This is a genomic window from Bacillus cihuensis (assembly GCF_000504145.1).
Taxonomy (GTDB): Bacteria; Bacillota; Bacilli; order Bacillales; family DSM-1321; genus Peribacillus; species Peribacillus huizhouensis.
Window position 1 is genome coordinate 231,572 of the sequence record NZ_KI632498.1, and the last position, 13,775, is coordinate 245,346.

Annotated in this window: 16 protein-coding genes; 9 read left to right on the plus strand and 7 right to left on the minus strand. The window is 37.6% G+C overall.

The window, feature by feature from the left end:
- Window positions 1–4 precede the first annotated feature (4 nt).
- The 4 genes from V179_RS0122910 to V179_RS0122925 are packed head-to-tail and all read right to left on the minus strand — an operon-like array spanning window position 5 to window position 3,850.
- The gene (locus tag V179_RS0122910) at window positions 5–982 is read right to left on the minus strand and encodes an ABC transporter ATP-binding protein (RefSeq protein ID WP_028393536.1); all 978 of its coding nucleotides are present in this window, start codon (window positions 980–982) and stop codon (window positions 5–7) included.
- Window positions 957–1,988 carry an ABC transporter ATP-binding protein gene (locus V179_RS0122915; RefSeq protein ID WP_028393537.1) on the minus strand — a complete coding sequence of 344 codons (1,032 nt, stop codon included), beginning with the start codon at window positions 1,986–1,988 and terminating at the stop codon, window positions 957–959. Before V179_RS0122915 ends, V179_RS0122910 begins: the two co-directional genes overlap by 26 nt.
- Window positions 1,989–2,006: 18 nt before the next feature.
- The gene (locus tag V179_RS0122920) at window positions 2,007–2,891 is read right to left on the minus strand and encodes an ABC transporter permease (RefSeq protein WP_051405102.1); all 885 of its coding nucleotides are present in this window, start codon (window positions 2,889–2,891) and stop codon (window positions 2,007–2,009) included.
- Entirely contained in the window at window positions 2,891–3,850 is a 960-nt protein-coding gene (locus tag V179_RS0122925; RefSeq protein WP_028393539.1) for an ABC transporter permease, read from the minus strand. Before V179_RS0122925 ends, V179_RS0122920 begins: the two co-directional genes overlap by 1 nt.
- Before the next feature lie 416 nt (window positions 3,851–4,266).
- Here V179_RS0122925 and V179_RS0122930 point away from each other — a divergent pair, with 416 nt between their 5' ends.
- Window positions 4,267–5,859 carry an ABC transporter substrate-binding protein gene (locus V179_RS0122930; protein WP_152534812.1) on the plus strand — a complete coding sequence of 531 codons (1,593 nt, stop codon included), beginning with the start codon at window positions 4,267–4,269 and terminating at the stop codon, window positions 5,857–5,859.
- Window positions 5,860–6,049: 190 nt separating this feature from the next.
- Here the strand turns inward: V179_RS0122930 and V179_RS0122935 are convergent, their stop codons facing one another.
- Together V179_RS0122935 and V179_RS0122940 are read right to left on the minus strand one after the other, a co-directional pair.
- Window positions 6,050–6,277: a hypothetical protein gene (locus V179_RS0122935; RefSeq protein WP_028393541.1), complete on the minus strand. Its 228-nt coding sequence runs from the start codon at window positions 6,275–6,277 to the stop codon at window positions 6,050–6,052.
- 5 nt (window positions 6,278–6,282) lie between these two features.
- Entirely contained in the window at window positions 6,283–6,603 is a 321-nt protein-coding gene (locus V179_RS0122940) for a YbjQ family protein (RefSeq protein WP_028393542.1), read from the minus strand.
- Window positions 6,604–6,877: 274 nt separating this feature from the next.
- Here V179_RS0122940 and V179_RS0122945 point away from each other — a divergent pair, with 274 nt between their 5' ends.
- Window positions 6,878–7,258, plus strand: a complete 381-nt coding sequence (locus V179_RS0122945; protein WP_028393543.1) for a hypothetical protein — start codon at window positions 6,878–6,880, stop codon at window positions 7,256–7,258.
- A gap of 167 nt (window positions 7,259–7,425) precedes the next feature.
- Here the strand turns inward: V179_RS0122945 and mscL are convergent, their stop codons facing one another.
- Window positions 7,426–7,803 carry a large-conductance mechanosensitive channel protein MscL gene (gene mscL / locus V179_RS0122950; RefSeq protein WP_028393544.1) on the minus strand — a complete coding sequence of 126 codons (378 nt, stop codon included), beginning with the start codon at window positions 7,801–7,803 and terminating at the stop codon, window positions 7,426–7,428.
- A 227-nt stretch (window positions 7,804–8,030) separates the two neighbouring features.
- Between mscL and V179_RS0122955 the strand changes: the two genes are divergently transcribed.
- The 7 genes from V179_RS0122955 to V179_RS28575 all read left to right on the plus strand — a co-directional run bounded on the left by V179_RS0122955 (window position 8,031) and on the right by V179_RS28575 (window position 13,518).
- Window positions 8,031–9,989, plus strand: a complete 1,959-nt coding sequence (locus tag V179_RS0122955) for a hypothetical protein (RefSeq protein WP_028393545.1) — start codon at window positions 8,031–8,033, stop codon at window positions 9,987–9,989.
- Window positions 9,986–10,285 carry an EscU/YscU/HrcU family type III secretion system export apparatus switch protein gene (locus tag V179_RS0122960; RefSeq protein ID WP_028393546.1) on the plus strand — a complete coding sequence of 100 codons (300 nt, stop codon included), beginning with the start codon at window positions 9,986–9,988 and terminating at the stop codon, window positions 10,283–10,285. The genes V179_RS0122955 and V179_RS0122960 overlap by 4 nt, the downstream gene beginning before the upstream one ends.
- Before the next feature lie 27 nt (window positions 10,286–10,312).
- Window positions 10,313–10,750 (plus strand): YaaR family protein, encoded by a 438-nt coding sequence (locus tag V179_RS0122965; RefSeq protein ID WP_028393547.1) that lies wholly within the window; start codon window positions 10,313–10,315, stop codon window positions 10,748–10,750.
- A gap of 174 nt (window positions 10,751–10,924) precedes the next feature.
- Entirely contained in the window at window positions 10,925–11,281 is a 357-nt protein-coding gene (gene flaG, locus V179_RS0122970) for a flagellar protein FlaG (RefSeq protein WP_028393548.1), read from the plus strand.
- A gap of 12 nt (window positions 11,282–11,293) precedes the next feature.
- The gene (locus V179_RS0122975) at window positions 11,294–12,745 is read left to right on the plus strand and encodes a flagellar hook-associated protein 2 (protein ID WP_028393549.1); all 1,452 of its coding nucleotides are present in this window, start codon (window positions 11,294–11,296) and stop codon (window positions 12,743–12,745) included.
- 27 nt (window positions 12,746–12,772) lie between these two features.
- On the plus strand, window positions 12,773–13,174 hold the full coding sequence (gene fliS, locus V179_RS0122980) for a flagellar export chaperone FliS (RefSeq protein WP_028393550.1): 402 nt from the start codon (window positions 12,773–12,775) through the stop codon (window positions 13,172–13,174).
- Window positions 13,174–13,518 carry a flagellar protein FliT gene (locus tag V179_RS28575; protein ID WP_051405103.1) on the plus strand — a complete coding sequence of 115 codons (345 nt, stop codon included), beginning with the start codon at window positions 13,174–13,176 and terminating at the stop codon, window positions 13,516–13,518. Before fliS ends, V179_RS28575 begins: the two co-directional genes overlap by 1 nt.
- Window positions 13,519–13,775 lie beyond the last annotated feature (257 nt).

The window sequence follows — 13,775 nt, forward strand, 5'->3', positions numbered from 1 at the left end:
CCTCCTAGTTTTCTTTAAGTAAATGACATGATGCGATATGACCATTGCCTGTATCCAGTAACTGAGGGATCTTCGTTGAACAAATATCCATCATAAATGGGCATCGTTCATGGAAATGACATCCTGTGGGTGGATGAATTGGGTTTGGAATCGCGTCTTTTAAAATAATTCGTTCTTTGTTATCGTGTGGACTTTCTTTCGGGATTGCAGATAATAAGGCTTTTGTATAAGGATGTTTAGGATTTTCATATATTTCCTTATACGTACCCATTTCGACGATTTTTCCTAAATACATAACGGCAATACGATCACACATATAACGGACGACATTTAAATCGTGTGAGATAAAAATATAGGTAAGATTATATTCTCGTTGTAACTCTTTCAATAAGTTAATCACTTGGGCTTGAACAGAAACATCTAGAGCGGAAACCGGTTCATCGCAGATAATAATATCCGGATTTAGTACTAAAGCTCTTGCGATATTAATTCTCTGGCGTTGTCCGCCTGAAAATTCATAAGGATATCGTTTAGCGTGATAATGGCTTAAACCAACAATCTCTAATAATTCTAGAACACGCTTTTTTTGTGAGGCTTTGTCACCAATTCGATGTATAACTAAAGGCTCTGCAATCAGCTCGCCGACCGTTTTTCTTGGGTCTAATGAGGCGTACGGATCTTGGAATACCATTTGAATGGATTTACGAGTTTCCCGTAGTTTCTTCGCATCCATTCCAATTAAATTTTCTCCCCGAAACTCAACCGTGCCGCTAGAAGGGGAGATAAGCTGATTCACTAGACGAGCCATTGTTGATTTTCCGCAACCAGATTCACCCACAACACCAAGTGTTTCACCAGGCATGACGTCAAAGCTAACACCGTCAACAGCTTTGACACTTTGATTAGACTTTTTAAATGGAATAGGGCTGTCTATAGGAAAATACTTTCTTAAATCTCTAACTTTTAACAACGGCTCTGACATGAGTAGATCTCTCCTTTCTATTTAATCGTGTTTCTTTCGTTTGAAAATGGCATGCAACAAAATGCTTTTCTTTTACTTCAACCATTTCAGGAGCTTTGGAAAAACAGATGTCTCTCGCGTAGGAACATCGTGGTGCAAATGGGCATCCTTTAATCTCTTGTCTTAAATCTGGTGGACTACCTGGAATGGTTGTCAGCATTTCATGATCTTCGACGCTTTCTGTTATTTGTGAATCGAGTAGTCCCCATGTGTAAGGGTGCATGGGTTGATCGTGAATTTCTTCGACGGTTCCGTATTCAATCACATTACCTGCATACATAACAAGTACTTTGTGACAGATTTCCCAAACGACTCCTAGGTCGTGAGTAATCATAATAATGGACGTGTTGAATTCATCCTGCAATTTCTTCATTAATTCTAATATTTGAGCTTGAACGGTTACATCCAATGCAGTTGTAGGTTCATCAGCAATTAACAGTTTTGGATTACATGAGAGAGCAATAGCAATCATTACTCGCTGACGCATCCCACCGGAAAACTCATGCGGGTACATATTTAATCGTTTTTCTGGCGCTGGAATTCCAACTAACTGCAACATTTGAATGGCTTTTTGTTTCGCTTCTTTTTTAGAAACTTTTTGATGGAGTTTAATAGACTCCATAATTTGATCGCCAACTGAAAAAACAGGATTAAGACTTGTTAAAGGATCTTGGAAAATCATTGAAATATCATTCCCGCGAATATCTCTCATTTCTTTATCTGATAACGTTAATAAATCTTTGCCTTCAAAAAGAATTTTCCCTCCTGAAATGTTTCCAGGTGGAGTTGGGATTAATCGCAGTAAGGATGTTGCTGTAACACTTTTACCAGAGCCAGACTCGCCGACGATCCCAATGTTTTCTTTTCTATTTAATGTAAAGCTGACACCATTTACGGCTTTTGTCACTGTAGAACCGGATTTAAATTGAACTTCTAAATTCTCGACCTTTAGTAATTCATTCGACATAGGGGACACCTCCTATAATTAAACTTTCATTTTTGGATCAAGAGCATCCCTTAGTCCATCACCAAAAAGATTAATGCCGACAACGGTAATTAAGATAGCTAAACCAGGAATCGTAGCCATATGAGGATTTAATACTAGAAAATTCTTTCCGTCTTGAAGCATGCTACCCCAAGAGGCTGTCGGTGGCTGAACGCCTAAACCTAAAAAGCTTAATGAGGCTTCTGAAATAATGGCACCTGCAATGCTCATTGTGGCATAGACAATTAATGGTGCAATGCTATTTGGTAGTACATGATGGAAGATAATCCGGCTATGTTTTGCTCCTAGTGATCTAGTCACTTCGATATATTCAGACTGTTTCACACTTAGCACTTGGCCGCGGACGACTCTTGCAAATCCGGGGATGTTTCCGATACCGATGGCAATAATGACATTCATTAGTCCTTGTCCAAGAACACTCATCAATGTAATAGCGAGTAAGATAAACGGAAACGCAGATAGTCCATCCATAATGCGCATGATGATCGAATCGAATTTACCGCCAAAATAACCAGCAATAACACCTAAGAGAGAACCGATCACAGCGCCGAATAAAACAGCTCCGAGTCCAACCAGAATGGAAATTCTAGCTCCGTATACTAATCTACTAAAAATATCTCTACCATAATTATCCGTCCCTAATAAATGGCCTTCTGCTCCTATTCCTAACAGTGTTTTCGTTACATTCATTTTGTCAGGAGAATGCGTGGCAATAACAGGGGCAAAGATAGCCGTTAAGATGAGCAACAACATGATGAACAACCCAAAGGCAGCAAAACGATTTCGAATCAATTTTCTGAATAAAGAACGTTCATTTGTTTCAACCACATCGGTCGTTTGTAAAATTGCTTGGCTTTCTGCCATTAGTTCGTACCTCCTTTACCGTATTTGATTCTTGGATTAACGACTTTATATGAGATATCAACGAGCAGGTTGACGACTACATAAATCAATGCAATGAAGATGACCATGTTTTGGACAACTACAAAGTCTCTTTTTCCAATCGCATCAATAATTAATAATCCAATACCTGGCCAACTAAAGATCGTCTCTGTTAAAACAGCTCCCCCTAACATAGATGAAATTTGCAGGCCTAATACGGTAAGTAATGGAGTTAAGGCATTTTTAAAAGCATGCTTGCAAATGACAAAAAATTCATGTAACCCTTTTGAGCGTGCTGTCTTTACATAATCTTGTGAAATGACTTCCAACATGCTAGATCTTGTGATTCTAGCAAACTGTGCTGTTGGGATGGTGGCTAAGGCAATACTAGGCAAGATTAAATGGCTAATAAAGTCACCTATTCCTTCATCCATTGATCCCATTCCTGTAGCAGGGAACCAGCCTAAATTGACACTAAAGAATAATACAAGCATGATTCCGAGCCAGAAAATCGGCATGGAAACACCCATTAGCGAAAAGGTTGTAAAAGCATAATCGAAAATTGAATTTTGCTTTCTAGCGGCAATAATGCCAGCTGGTACACCGACTATAATAGCAATGAGCAGGGCACTAGCAGCTAGTATGACGGTATTCGGAAAACGTTCCATAATCAAATCGATGATTGGCATATTATAAGTTAGCGAGTTTCCTAAATCCCCTTGAAGTAAATTACCTATATAGTCAAAAAATTGAATATATAATGGGTCGTTTAATCCTAATTTTTCTGTTAAAGCTTCTATTTCTGCTGCACTAGCTTGGGGTCCAAGCATTACAGCTGCAGGATTCCCCGGAAGCATTCGGGTGATTAAAAAAATAATAATCGCAACAATCAATAAAGTAGGTATCATATTAAGAATTCTACCTAAAATATACTTTCCCATTCACGCTACCCCCTCTAAATTTATTCACTATTTGAAATATTAACTTACTATTTGAATAAAACATAGTTTATCATTTGATTAATTTTTTGTAAATAAGTGCTTATTAGCAATAATTTTTATTTTCTAATTAATCGAAAAATAGTATTTACATGTTTGTAATATTTGTGGTAGATTTGTATTCAATATATGAATACGTAATTCAATATTTAAAAAGACTTTCTTCGATAGGTAACCATCTTATCTCTATTGAAGGAAAGTCATATTTTGGTTGATTGATTTTTCTTCGAGCCTACAGCGAAGAAAAATCTTTTTGCACTTATCGGATCTTACGTCTATGAAAATAGACTTCTTGTTGAGGGGGTCCGTTAAGTAAAAATATAAAAATAATACAAGGAGGTTTTACAATCGTGAAGAAAATGAAGCATGTAGTATTATTACTTACTCTTATTTCTATTGCTTTAGTGATTAGTGCTTGTGGTGGAGCGTCACAAGATAAAGGTTCAGAAAATAGTAAAAATACTAATACTGAACCTAAAAGTGGTGGAGTCCTAAAGGTTGGACTTGCCTCAAATCCTAATACGTTAGATCCTATTAAATATACAGGGGCGTATGAGTCACAGATTATGAGATCGGTCGGCGACACTCTTCTTGTATATAACCAAGATTTAAGTGATTTCTCACCGTCATTAGCAACGGAATGGACTCCTTCAGAAGATATGAAGTCTTATACGTTTAAGCTAAGAGATGACGTCTATTTCCAACCAGGAAAATATCAAGATGGTCGAAAAATGTCGGCTGAAGATGTGAAATATAGCTTAGAACGTTCTGCTAAAGAATCTGCTCTAGGTCGTTTAGATGGCGTTGAAAGTGTTGAAGTAACGGGGGAATCAGAAGTAGTTGTCCACTTAACAGCACCAAACGCTTCTTTTTTAGCAATGCTAACAGATGTTGGGAATATTATTATTCCTAAAGAGGAAGTAGAAGGTTGGGGTGACCAATTCGGGGCTAATCTAGTAGGAACGGGTCCATTCCAATTTAAAAATTGGCAAACAGACCAAAAAGTCGAATTGGTTCGTCATGATAAATACTGGGGTGAAAAACCATATCTTGATGGTGTCACGTATCAAATTATTAAAGACCCGAACATGATGACAAATGCTCTTCGTTCTGGCGATATTGATATAGCGACAGACATTAAAGGTCAAAACCGTCAAGTTATCGAACAAGATCAAAACCTTGAGTTATTATCAGAACCAGGATTGGCTATTGATTATCTTGATTTAAATAATATGAGTGGTCCAACAGCGGATCCAAAAGTAAGAGAAGCGATCTATAAAGCAACAAATGTAGAGGAAATTGTAAAAGGTGTAAACCAATGGGGCGGCGGTACAGTTTCTTATGCGCCAATTCCAAAAGGGTCTTGGGCATATAGTGAAGAATTAGAAAAACTAAAGCCAGAAAATAATCCTACTGAAGCGAAGAAGATTTTAGCGGAAACCGATTATGCGAATGGATTTAAAACAGAGCTTTACGTATTAGAATCACGCGTTCCATATGCAACGATTTTCCAAGCACAAATGAAAGAAAACTTAAATATTGACGTTGATATTAAAGTGACAGAATGGGGAACACTTAGTGATATTGCTGCTAAAGGAAAAGCGCCAATGTATATTGGAGGCTGGTCATGGTATCCAGATCCATTCTTCTTCCTAAATAAAACATTCCATTCGAATCAAATTGGTTCACTTGGTAACGGTAAAGGATACAATAATCCAGAAGTGGATGCGTTGTTAGACAAAGCCCTTTCAGACACAGTCGAACAAGGAGAAAGAGCGAAGTTATACCAAGAAGCAATCAAAATTATCATGAGCGAATATCCACGTGTTGAGCTTGATAATCTTGATCAAACAGCTGCAGTTACGAAACATGTTCAAGGGTTTGCGGTATCTGCAGATGGTACAATCAATATCGTAAAACCAAACGGTACAAATGTATGGTTGAGTAACTAATATGAGAAAAGGGAGTCCCTAAAGTGAAGGTGTCAGACCCATCAGCAATATATCTAGCCAGATTTGAGTTTCAAGTAATCTAGATGTAATGCTGTGTGTGGGAGTTAGAACCTTTTTGGGGCTCCCCTTTTTTTATACGTACATAGTACTCCATAAAAAACATCCCATTATCTTAGAGAAAAGGGATGTTTCATTCTTCTTCCTTATAAAACCGCTCGCCTGTTTCCGGATGAAAGTATACAACTAGCTTTTTCTTCGTAGTCGGATCGATCGATACTTCTTTCGTGCGGATGAAGCCGTCAGGGACGTTTTTTCCGTGTTTTGTTTTAAAGCGGCGGTCCCAAATCAACCAGGAGCCAATAATGATGATGATGAGAATGATTAATTGCACACCATAAAAGCTGAGAACCCATTCCACTTGTTTTATTCCCGTTCTGCGATGACGGCTGTTCCGTACGCAACAATTTCACTCATATTTTGACCGATTTCTCCAGAATCAAAGCGCATCATGATGATTGCATTTGCTCCCATCACCTTCGCATTTTCCACCATTCGATCCATCGCTTGTTTACGGGCGTCTTCTAGCATTTCTGTATATTGATTAATTTCTCCGCCTATAAGTCCTTTTAAAGAAGCAACGATGTCTTTACCGATCCCTCTTGCTCGTACCGTTAAGCCGAATACAGGTCCTTTAATTTCTGTTACTTTGTAGTTGGCGATATTTTCTGTCGTTACAATGATCATGTTACATGCACCTCATTTTAAGAAAAGTTTATACATTATACCTTTATTCTACAGTTTTATTTATATGCCCGCCATCTTTAAGGTGAATTAAACCACTATTAAAAAAGGAAACTAGAACATTTAGATAAACATTTTTTACATGACTACGCTATGAAATTTCAAAAACAAGGTAAAACAGTGTATAACAAAAGGGTGTGAAAAAAGTTTTGGATACAAAGAACTATTTAGAATATTTCCGAGGTACCCGTATATGATGTAGTAGGGGGTGGGAATGATGGGAATTAAATTGATGAAAATCGGTGTCGTGTATTTTTTGATAGGCATTTTATTCGGATTGTACATGTCTGCAACACACGAGTTTGCATTAAAAACGGTCCATGTTCACCTTAATATGTTAGGGTGGATGTCGCTATCATTGGCTGGTATTTTTTATCATCTTTTTCCTCAGCTTGCTCAAACAACATCGGCAAAAGTTCATTTCTGGTTGCACAATATTGGTTTACCAATCATGATGATTTGTATTGCTTTAGCGATTTATGACGTAGGTGGCGAAGTATTCTTCCCGATTGCTACGATTGGGGGAGTAGTCACCGTTATCGGGGTGTGCTTCTTTGGGTATAATGTGTTGAAACATTTAAAGGTGGAGAGTAAATAAGTGAAACTTATTCACTAATATTAAGCTGAACTTCAGAGTTGATATCTTTTTAGGGTCTGACCTCGCACGCTAAATCAGTATGTAGTGTCTTGTACACATATCTTTTACTGTATTTAGTTGTTGCGGGGTCTGACCCTTGTCCGTGTCACTTAATAATAAGCAATGTTTTACATCGTTTCTCTTTGATTTGCTTTAAGGAGATCACGGATTTCTGTCAATAGCTCTTCTTCTTTTGTCATGGATGGGGGAGCTTCCTTGACTTTTTTCTCGCGTATGTAAAGTTTATTGAACAGCTTAATAAATAAGAAAATCGAAAAAGCTACTATGATAAAGTCAACGATCGTTTGAATAAAGATTCCATATTTTACTGCTTTATAAGATAAATCAGTGAAATCAATTACACCGAGCAAAAGGCTAATTAATGGCATGATGATGTCATTAACGAGTGAGGTAACAATTTTACCGAAAGCTGCACCGAGAATAACCCCGATTGCTAGGTCAATCACATTCCCACGCATCGCAAATTCTTTAAATTCCTTAATCATTTTAGATAACTCCTTTGTAAAAAGAATAAAAGAAATATATCATGTTTCGCATGATGATAACATGATATTGGTGAAATTAGTAAATAAGACTTACTTTAATTAGGTGGAAAAATAAGAGGGGTTTTTAAGGATGATATGTTTCCTTTTTGGCAAATTACTAGATTGTAAAAAAAATTTCATTTCTGCCGATACAATAAGTAAGTGAATGCGAGCGGAGTGTGATAGGTATGCAAATTCTTCAAAATGCTAATCTTCTATTACAAAATATTAGTGGGAAATCGGCAAAGTTACATGTCGGGGATATAGTACAAGTGACAGTGAAAGAACGGTTAAGTGATCAAGAAGCTGTTGTTTCTGTGAATGGGAAACTATTTACGGTGAAATTTGAAGGAGAAATCCCGAGTGAAAACCGTATTTCGATTGAAATTACAGGAAAGACAAATGAAGGCTCATTTCTAGTACGAGTTTCCGAACGAGATGCTAGTGAAACAAATATGCAGCAAAAAAACATTCAAGAACAACCTAAACAGCCATTAACTGATGCTGTAAAAGTGTTTACTGACAAAGGAATTGTTGTGACAAAAGAAAATCTTGCTGCTCTTAAAAAATATTTGAATAATGATAGCGGAACAATTGACCAAAAAATGGCGACATTAAAGATTATTGCGGACAAACAAATCCCGATAACTGATCTAAGTCTGAAATCTGTTCATGAAGCATTACATGGCCCGGCCATTTCTGATACATTATTTTCGATTTTGGATAAGATGGATGCCCCAGTACAAGAGAATATGCCCCAACCTAATGCAGACGATAAGATATCTGCCCCGGCTTTATCGAAAAATCTAGCAAACGAGTTGAGTGCTAATCAAAAAGCCAATGAGGATTTTTTAACAACCGTTCAGCCTGCAAATCGTCAACCAATAGAGGCTTCTAATCCTAATCATGCAGAAGGCGAGATATCTCCTGTCATCTCAGAAATGGAAACGAACACGAATCAAATCTCAGAAACAGACAATTACTTAATAAATGAAGCTGTTCAAAGTTTAAAAGTAGATTCAAAGAACGTCATTGTGACGGAAATAACAGAAAAAATGGCGCAAATGGCTATCGATTTTAAAAAAATACGTCAAGAGATTGGTAGAAACTTAGATACAATCACAAAAATGGTTGAACACCGACATGTACAGCCAGCGAATGTTCAGCAAATTATGGAGTCGACGATCCATAAACTAGATAAAGCAATTTTACAGAGCGATTTCCTTTTATATGCGGATATGGGGACGGAAAAAAAGCTGTTATCAGCAAGCTCTCAATTAGCAGAAGCGAAGAAATTTCTTGAACACGGTGAATATGCTAAGGCACACCAAATTGTTAAAGAAGTGAAAGCCAATGTAGAATCGATCATTTTCAAGCCATCGGACGTAAAAATAAAACATATGATTACGGATAAGTTTCAAATTGAATCACAGTCTTCGACAAAACAAGTCGCCAATTTGATTCACCAAACGGTTCAACCGTTTACTGAAACGGGTTCATCATCAAGAACCGTATACGAAATGGTTCGTAAGCTTGGGTTAACGCATGAAACGGAAACGGCTGTTACGTTGATGAATAAGTCTGGCCATCAAGAACCGAATCAAAATAATGAGAACTTGAAAGTAGCTCTATTGCGGCTTATACGGGGGGAGGATGTCAAACCGCATGTACAGCAGCAGGCTGAGCAAGCCGTCCAGCACATCACAGGGCAGCAGCTACTTAATAAACCGGATTCTTCTGGACTGCAAAATTTATTTTTCCAGCTACCGTATTTAATCGATAAACAAGTGGAAAATGTAAAGATTTATCTAAATTCACGCAAAAATGGCGAGAAGGTCGATTGGGAAAATTGCCAATTAATTTTTTCTCTTGAAACAAAGAAGCTAGGTGAAATCGGCGTTGTCCTAACGGCGGCTAATCGCAAGGTCGGCCTCTCTTTTAAAAGTGATAAGGAAGAGCTCCAAAGGATTGTGAGCGATATGACTGAAGTGACGAAAGAACGCTTTGCTGATATTGGGTATCAATTGAATGCAATCGGCGTTAAACCGGCAGAACTTAAAGAAGAAAATAGGGCTGCTAAGCCAATTGTGAAACCGGAAAGCCGAGAAGCATTGCAAAAAGAGAAAGGTTTTGATTTTTCAATATGAGGCAAACACAGTATTTTCATCCGAAAAAAGTCCGGACCATGAATGGACCAACTGCTGCGGTGATAAAATATGATAACAATCAAGAGGTAGCGCCAACGATTATTGCCCAAGGATCGGGACAAGTTGCCAAAAGGATTATTGAGTTAGCGCAACAGAACAATATTCATATGCAGGAAGATGAATCGTTAATCGGCACATTGCTCAATATTGATCTTGGAGAATCCGTTCCACCACAGCTCTATGCAGCTATTGCGGAGATTTTGCTTTTATTAGAAGAAATCGAGAAAAAATACTAGATTTGCTTACAAGAAAAGGTGATATATATGGATGTTCAACGAGTAACAAGAACCACACCTTCTAAGCTGGCATCAGTGCAGGAAGTTGCAAAAGGCTCCATCCAGTTTCAATCTGTGATGGATAAGAAACGTCATGAAATAAATTATGAGCGATTAACGAAGAAAGTAGCGGAACTTGAAATACAGGGAAACAAACTCGCGGAAAACAGCACGGTCGATAATCTCCGTAAATATAAACGAATGATTAAAGACTTCATGGATGATGCTGTAAAAAATGGGCTTGAACTTCAGGAACAACGTGGTTTCAATCATAGAGGTTCTACGAAAATTTATAAGCTTGTTAAAGAAGTGGACAAGAAAGTGATTGAGCTTACGAATGAAGTACTTGAAAAAGAGAAAAATGGTTCGAACATTCTCAACCTTGTTGGTGAGATTAAAGGCATGTTGATCAATATTTATACATGAATAAGAAAGGGTCAGACCTTGCTACTATATTATACTGTTCAAATGAAGCGTAAGTATATTTTGAAACTGTTAGGTAGCGTACGAGGTCAGACCCTTTTTGCTTGTAAAACCCTAAAATTTCTTGAAATTACTCCGATATATAAGATAACTATATGATTATTGGAGGCAAATGTGATGTTGAAGGGTCTTTCTACGAATGTCCTTTCCTCGCAACTTAGAACAGCCATCTCAGAAGGAGTCAGTTCTTATTATCAAAGAGAAATAGATGCGATTACTAATAGTAGAGTAATAGAAGTGAATGAGCCTTCTAAAAAACAGATTCAGGACATTATTGAAAGCTTGAATAAGTTTATGAAGCCTACTCATACTTCTGTTCGGTTTGAATTTCATGAAAAATTAAATGAGTATTATGTAAAGGTTGTCGATGATGAGACCGATGAAACCGTTCGTGAAATTCCGCCGAAAAAATTATTAGATTTCTATGCAGCCATGACGGAGTTTATCGGTATGATTGTCGATGAAAAAATATAAGTAGGTGATGAAGTGGTACGTGTTAGTGGACTTGCAAGTGGAATGGATATAGATGAACTCGTTAAAAGTATGATGCAGGCAGAACGGATACCGATGGATAAATTAACCCAGAAGAAACAGTATACAGAGTGGCAGCGGGACGACTATCGGTCGATGAATACAGCGTTGTTAGAGCTTGATCGGCTTATTACTGATGGAGTTGGGATGCAAAAATCATTTAATAAGAAAACAGTGACAGTTTCAAATCCTGATACCTTGTCGGTTAGAAATATTAATTCTACGACGGATTTTTCAGGGACGATAGAAGTAGAGAAGTTGGCAACTGCTGCAAATATGATAAGTACCGAAAAGGCAGGGATTAAGGATCCTACAGTGACGCTTAGTGGAAGCTTTGTCAATAAATCAATAACAATAACAGCAATTAATAAGGATGGAGTCCTAGAAGCATCTAAACCGATTACATTTGAAGCTACAGATACTCTGGATAGTTTTATTGCTAAAATTAATAGTCAATCCAATGTTACAGTATTTTATGATAAAGTTTCAGAGAAATTCTCTTTTACCGCAAAAAACACGGGCGATGGGGAGATTGTTTTGTCAGGAGATGAAATCGTTAATGATCTCCTGAAAATGGAAGGCGTAACAGTAAACCGAGGTGTAGATGCAATATTAAAATATAACGGTCTTGTAATTAATAGACCTTCTAACACTTTCACAATCAACGGTGCAGAAATAACCCTAAAAAAGGTAACGACAGATCCAGTAACCTTTTCATCAACCGCCGATGTCGATGCAATCCTAGATACAGTCACAAAGTTCGTTGAAAAATACAATGAAGTGATTGAAAAGATTAAAAATAAAACCAATGAAACGAAGTATCGCTCTTTCGCTCCTTTGACTGCTGAACAAAAGAAGGAACTGACGGAAGATGAAGTCAAGCTTTGGGAAGAAAAGGCGAAGAGCGGAACGTTAAAAAATGATTCTACCCTTAAGAGTCTATTAACAACGATGAGGTCTTCTTTATATACTTCAGTAAGTGGAGTAGCTGGGGTTAATGCACTTGCAGCGATTGGCATTTCGACAACGAGTAATTATTTGGATGGTGGAAAGTTAACGATTAATGAAGATAAGCTTCGTGCTGCCATTGCAGAAGACCCAAATGCGATTTATCAATTATTTATGGCGAATGGTGAAAAGCAAGGCGAACAAGGTTTAGCCCGCCGCTTAAGAAGCGATCTTAAAACAGCTATGACAACCATTACGGAAAAAGCCGGTAAAGCGAGTTCTGTTAATAACACCTTTACAATAGGTAAGCTTCTTAACAATTTAGATTCGAGAATTTCTACATTTGAAGCGAAATTAACGAAACTTGAATCCCGTTATTATAGTCAGTTTACTGCTATGGAGAAAGCCATTCAAAAAGCAAACAGTCAAAGTGCTTCATTAATGCAATACTTTAGTTAAACCAAGTTAGAAAGGAAGGTCATACATATGGCTATCAATAATCCATATCAATCCTACCAACAAAATTCTGTGAATACTGCGTCTCCTGGCGAACTGACTTTAATGCTGTATAATGGCTGCTTGAAGTTCATAACACTCGGCAAGAAGGGCATGACAGAAGGGAATATTGAAGAGAAAAATAAAAACCTCCTAAAAGCACAAAATATCATTCATGAGTTAATGGTCACATTAAATATGGATGTCGCTGTGTCTAAAGATATGATGGCTCTCTACGATTTCATGAATCGTCGTCTCATTGAAGCGAATACGAAAAATGATCTTGGGGCGATTGAAGAAGTGGAGGGACTGGTTAAGGAATTCCGCGATACGTGGAAAGAAGCGATTCAAATGAACCGAAAAAATCAGTTTACCCAAAGTGGGCAGGTATAATGTCGCTTCAGAAATTCAATAATTGTACGATCGAATTGCTATCGATCTTAAACCGTCAAGAATTAGAAGATCGTGATGATAAAATCAAGCGGATTATCGAGCTGCTCGATGAGCGGGAAGAATGGATTCATCTTATCAATCCGCCTTTCACCGAACAAGAATTACAATTAGGACGCCAAGTAGTTCTTCTCAATCAACAGGTTGATAAGTTATTGCTGTTGCATAAACAAGCGATTCAGCGAGATATTAGACAGCTGAATGAAAAGAAGCAGACGTCGTCTAGGTATTCAAATCCTTACGAGAATCTCTTAGTTGATGGGGTTTTTTACGATAAAAAAAATTAAGCGGTGAATAAAAAGGGGGCTCATAAATGTCAGACCTCATACTCTTGCAGGATCTGACACTTAGGGGCACTCTTTTTTCTGTGAAAAGGGTCGACTTCGCAAAATTAGCTCCGCACTGCCTCTTTCATCTTTGGGGTGGCAGCAGAAATTCACGAATGTTTTTACGAATGTAATTGTGAAATCGATCACGAATAATCGTAGAATCCTGCTAGGCTTGTATAGAAACAAGATCCGGTTTTACGAGTAATAAGGAATTT

What these genes read in the sequence shown, in the direction of transcription:
- V179_RS0122910 (WP_028393536.1), bottom strand. Translation starts at nt 982, where the DNA reads ATGTCAGAGCCGTTGTTAAAAGTTAGAGATTTAAGAAAGTATTTTCCT.
- V179_RS0122915 (WP_028393537.1), bottom strand. Translation starts at nt 1,988, where the DNA reads ATGTCGAATGAATTACTAAAGGTCGAGAATTTAGAAGTTCAATTTAAA.
- V179_RS0122920 (WP_051405102.1), bottom strand. Translation starts at nt 2,891, where the DNA reads ATGGCAGAAAGCCAAGCAATTTTACAAACGACCGATGTGGTTGAAACA.
- V179_RS0122925 (WP_028393539.1), bottom strand. Translation starts at nt 3,850, where the DNA reads ATGGGAAAGTATATTTTAGGTAGAATTCTTAATATGATACCTACTTTA.
- V179_RS0122930 (WP_152534812.1), top strand. Translation starts at nt 4,267, where the DNA reads ATGAAGCATGTAGTATTATTACTTACTCTTATTTCTATTGCTTTAGTG.
- V179_RS0122940 (WP_028393542.1), bottom strand. Translation starts at nt 6,603, where the DNA reads ATGATCATTGTAACGACAGAAAATATCGCCAACTACAAAGTAACAGAA.
- V179_RS0122945 (WP_028393543.1), top strand. Translation starts at nt 6,878, where the DNA reads ATGGGAATTAAATTGATGAAAATCGGTGTCGTGTATTTTTTGATAGGC.
- mscL (WP_028393544.1), bottom strand. Translation starts at nt 7,803, where the DNA reads ATGATTAAGGAATTTAAAGAATTTGCGATGCGTGGGAATGTGATTGAC.
- V179_RS0122955 (WP_028393545.1), top strand. Translation starts at nt 8,031, where the DNA reads ATGCAAATTCTTCAAAATGCTAATCTTCTATTACAAAATATTAGTGGG.
- V179_RS0122960 (WP_028393546.1), top strand. Translation starts at nt 9,986, where the DNA reads ATGAGGCAAACACAGTATTTTCATCCGAAAAAAGTCCGGACCATGAAT.
- V179_RS0122965 (WP_028393547.1), top strand. Translation starts at nt 10,313, where the DNA reads ATGGATGTTCAACGAGTAACAAGAACCACACCTTCTAAGCTGGCATCA.
- flaG (WP_028393548.1), top strand. Translation starts at nt 10,925, where the DNA reads ATGTTGAAGGGTCTTTCTACGAATGTCCTTTCCTCGCAACTTAGAACA.
- fliS (WP_028393550.1), top strand. Translation starts at nt 12,773, where the DNA reads ATGGCTATCAATAATCCATATCAATCCTACCAACAAAATTCTGTGAAT.
- V179_RS28575 (WP_051405103.1), top strand. Translation starts at nt 13,174, where the DNA reads ATGTCGCTTCAGAAATTCAATAATTGTACGATCGAATTGCTATCGATC.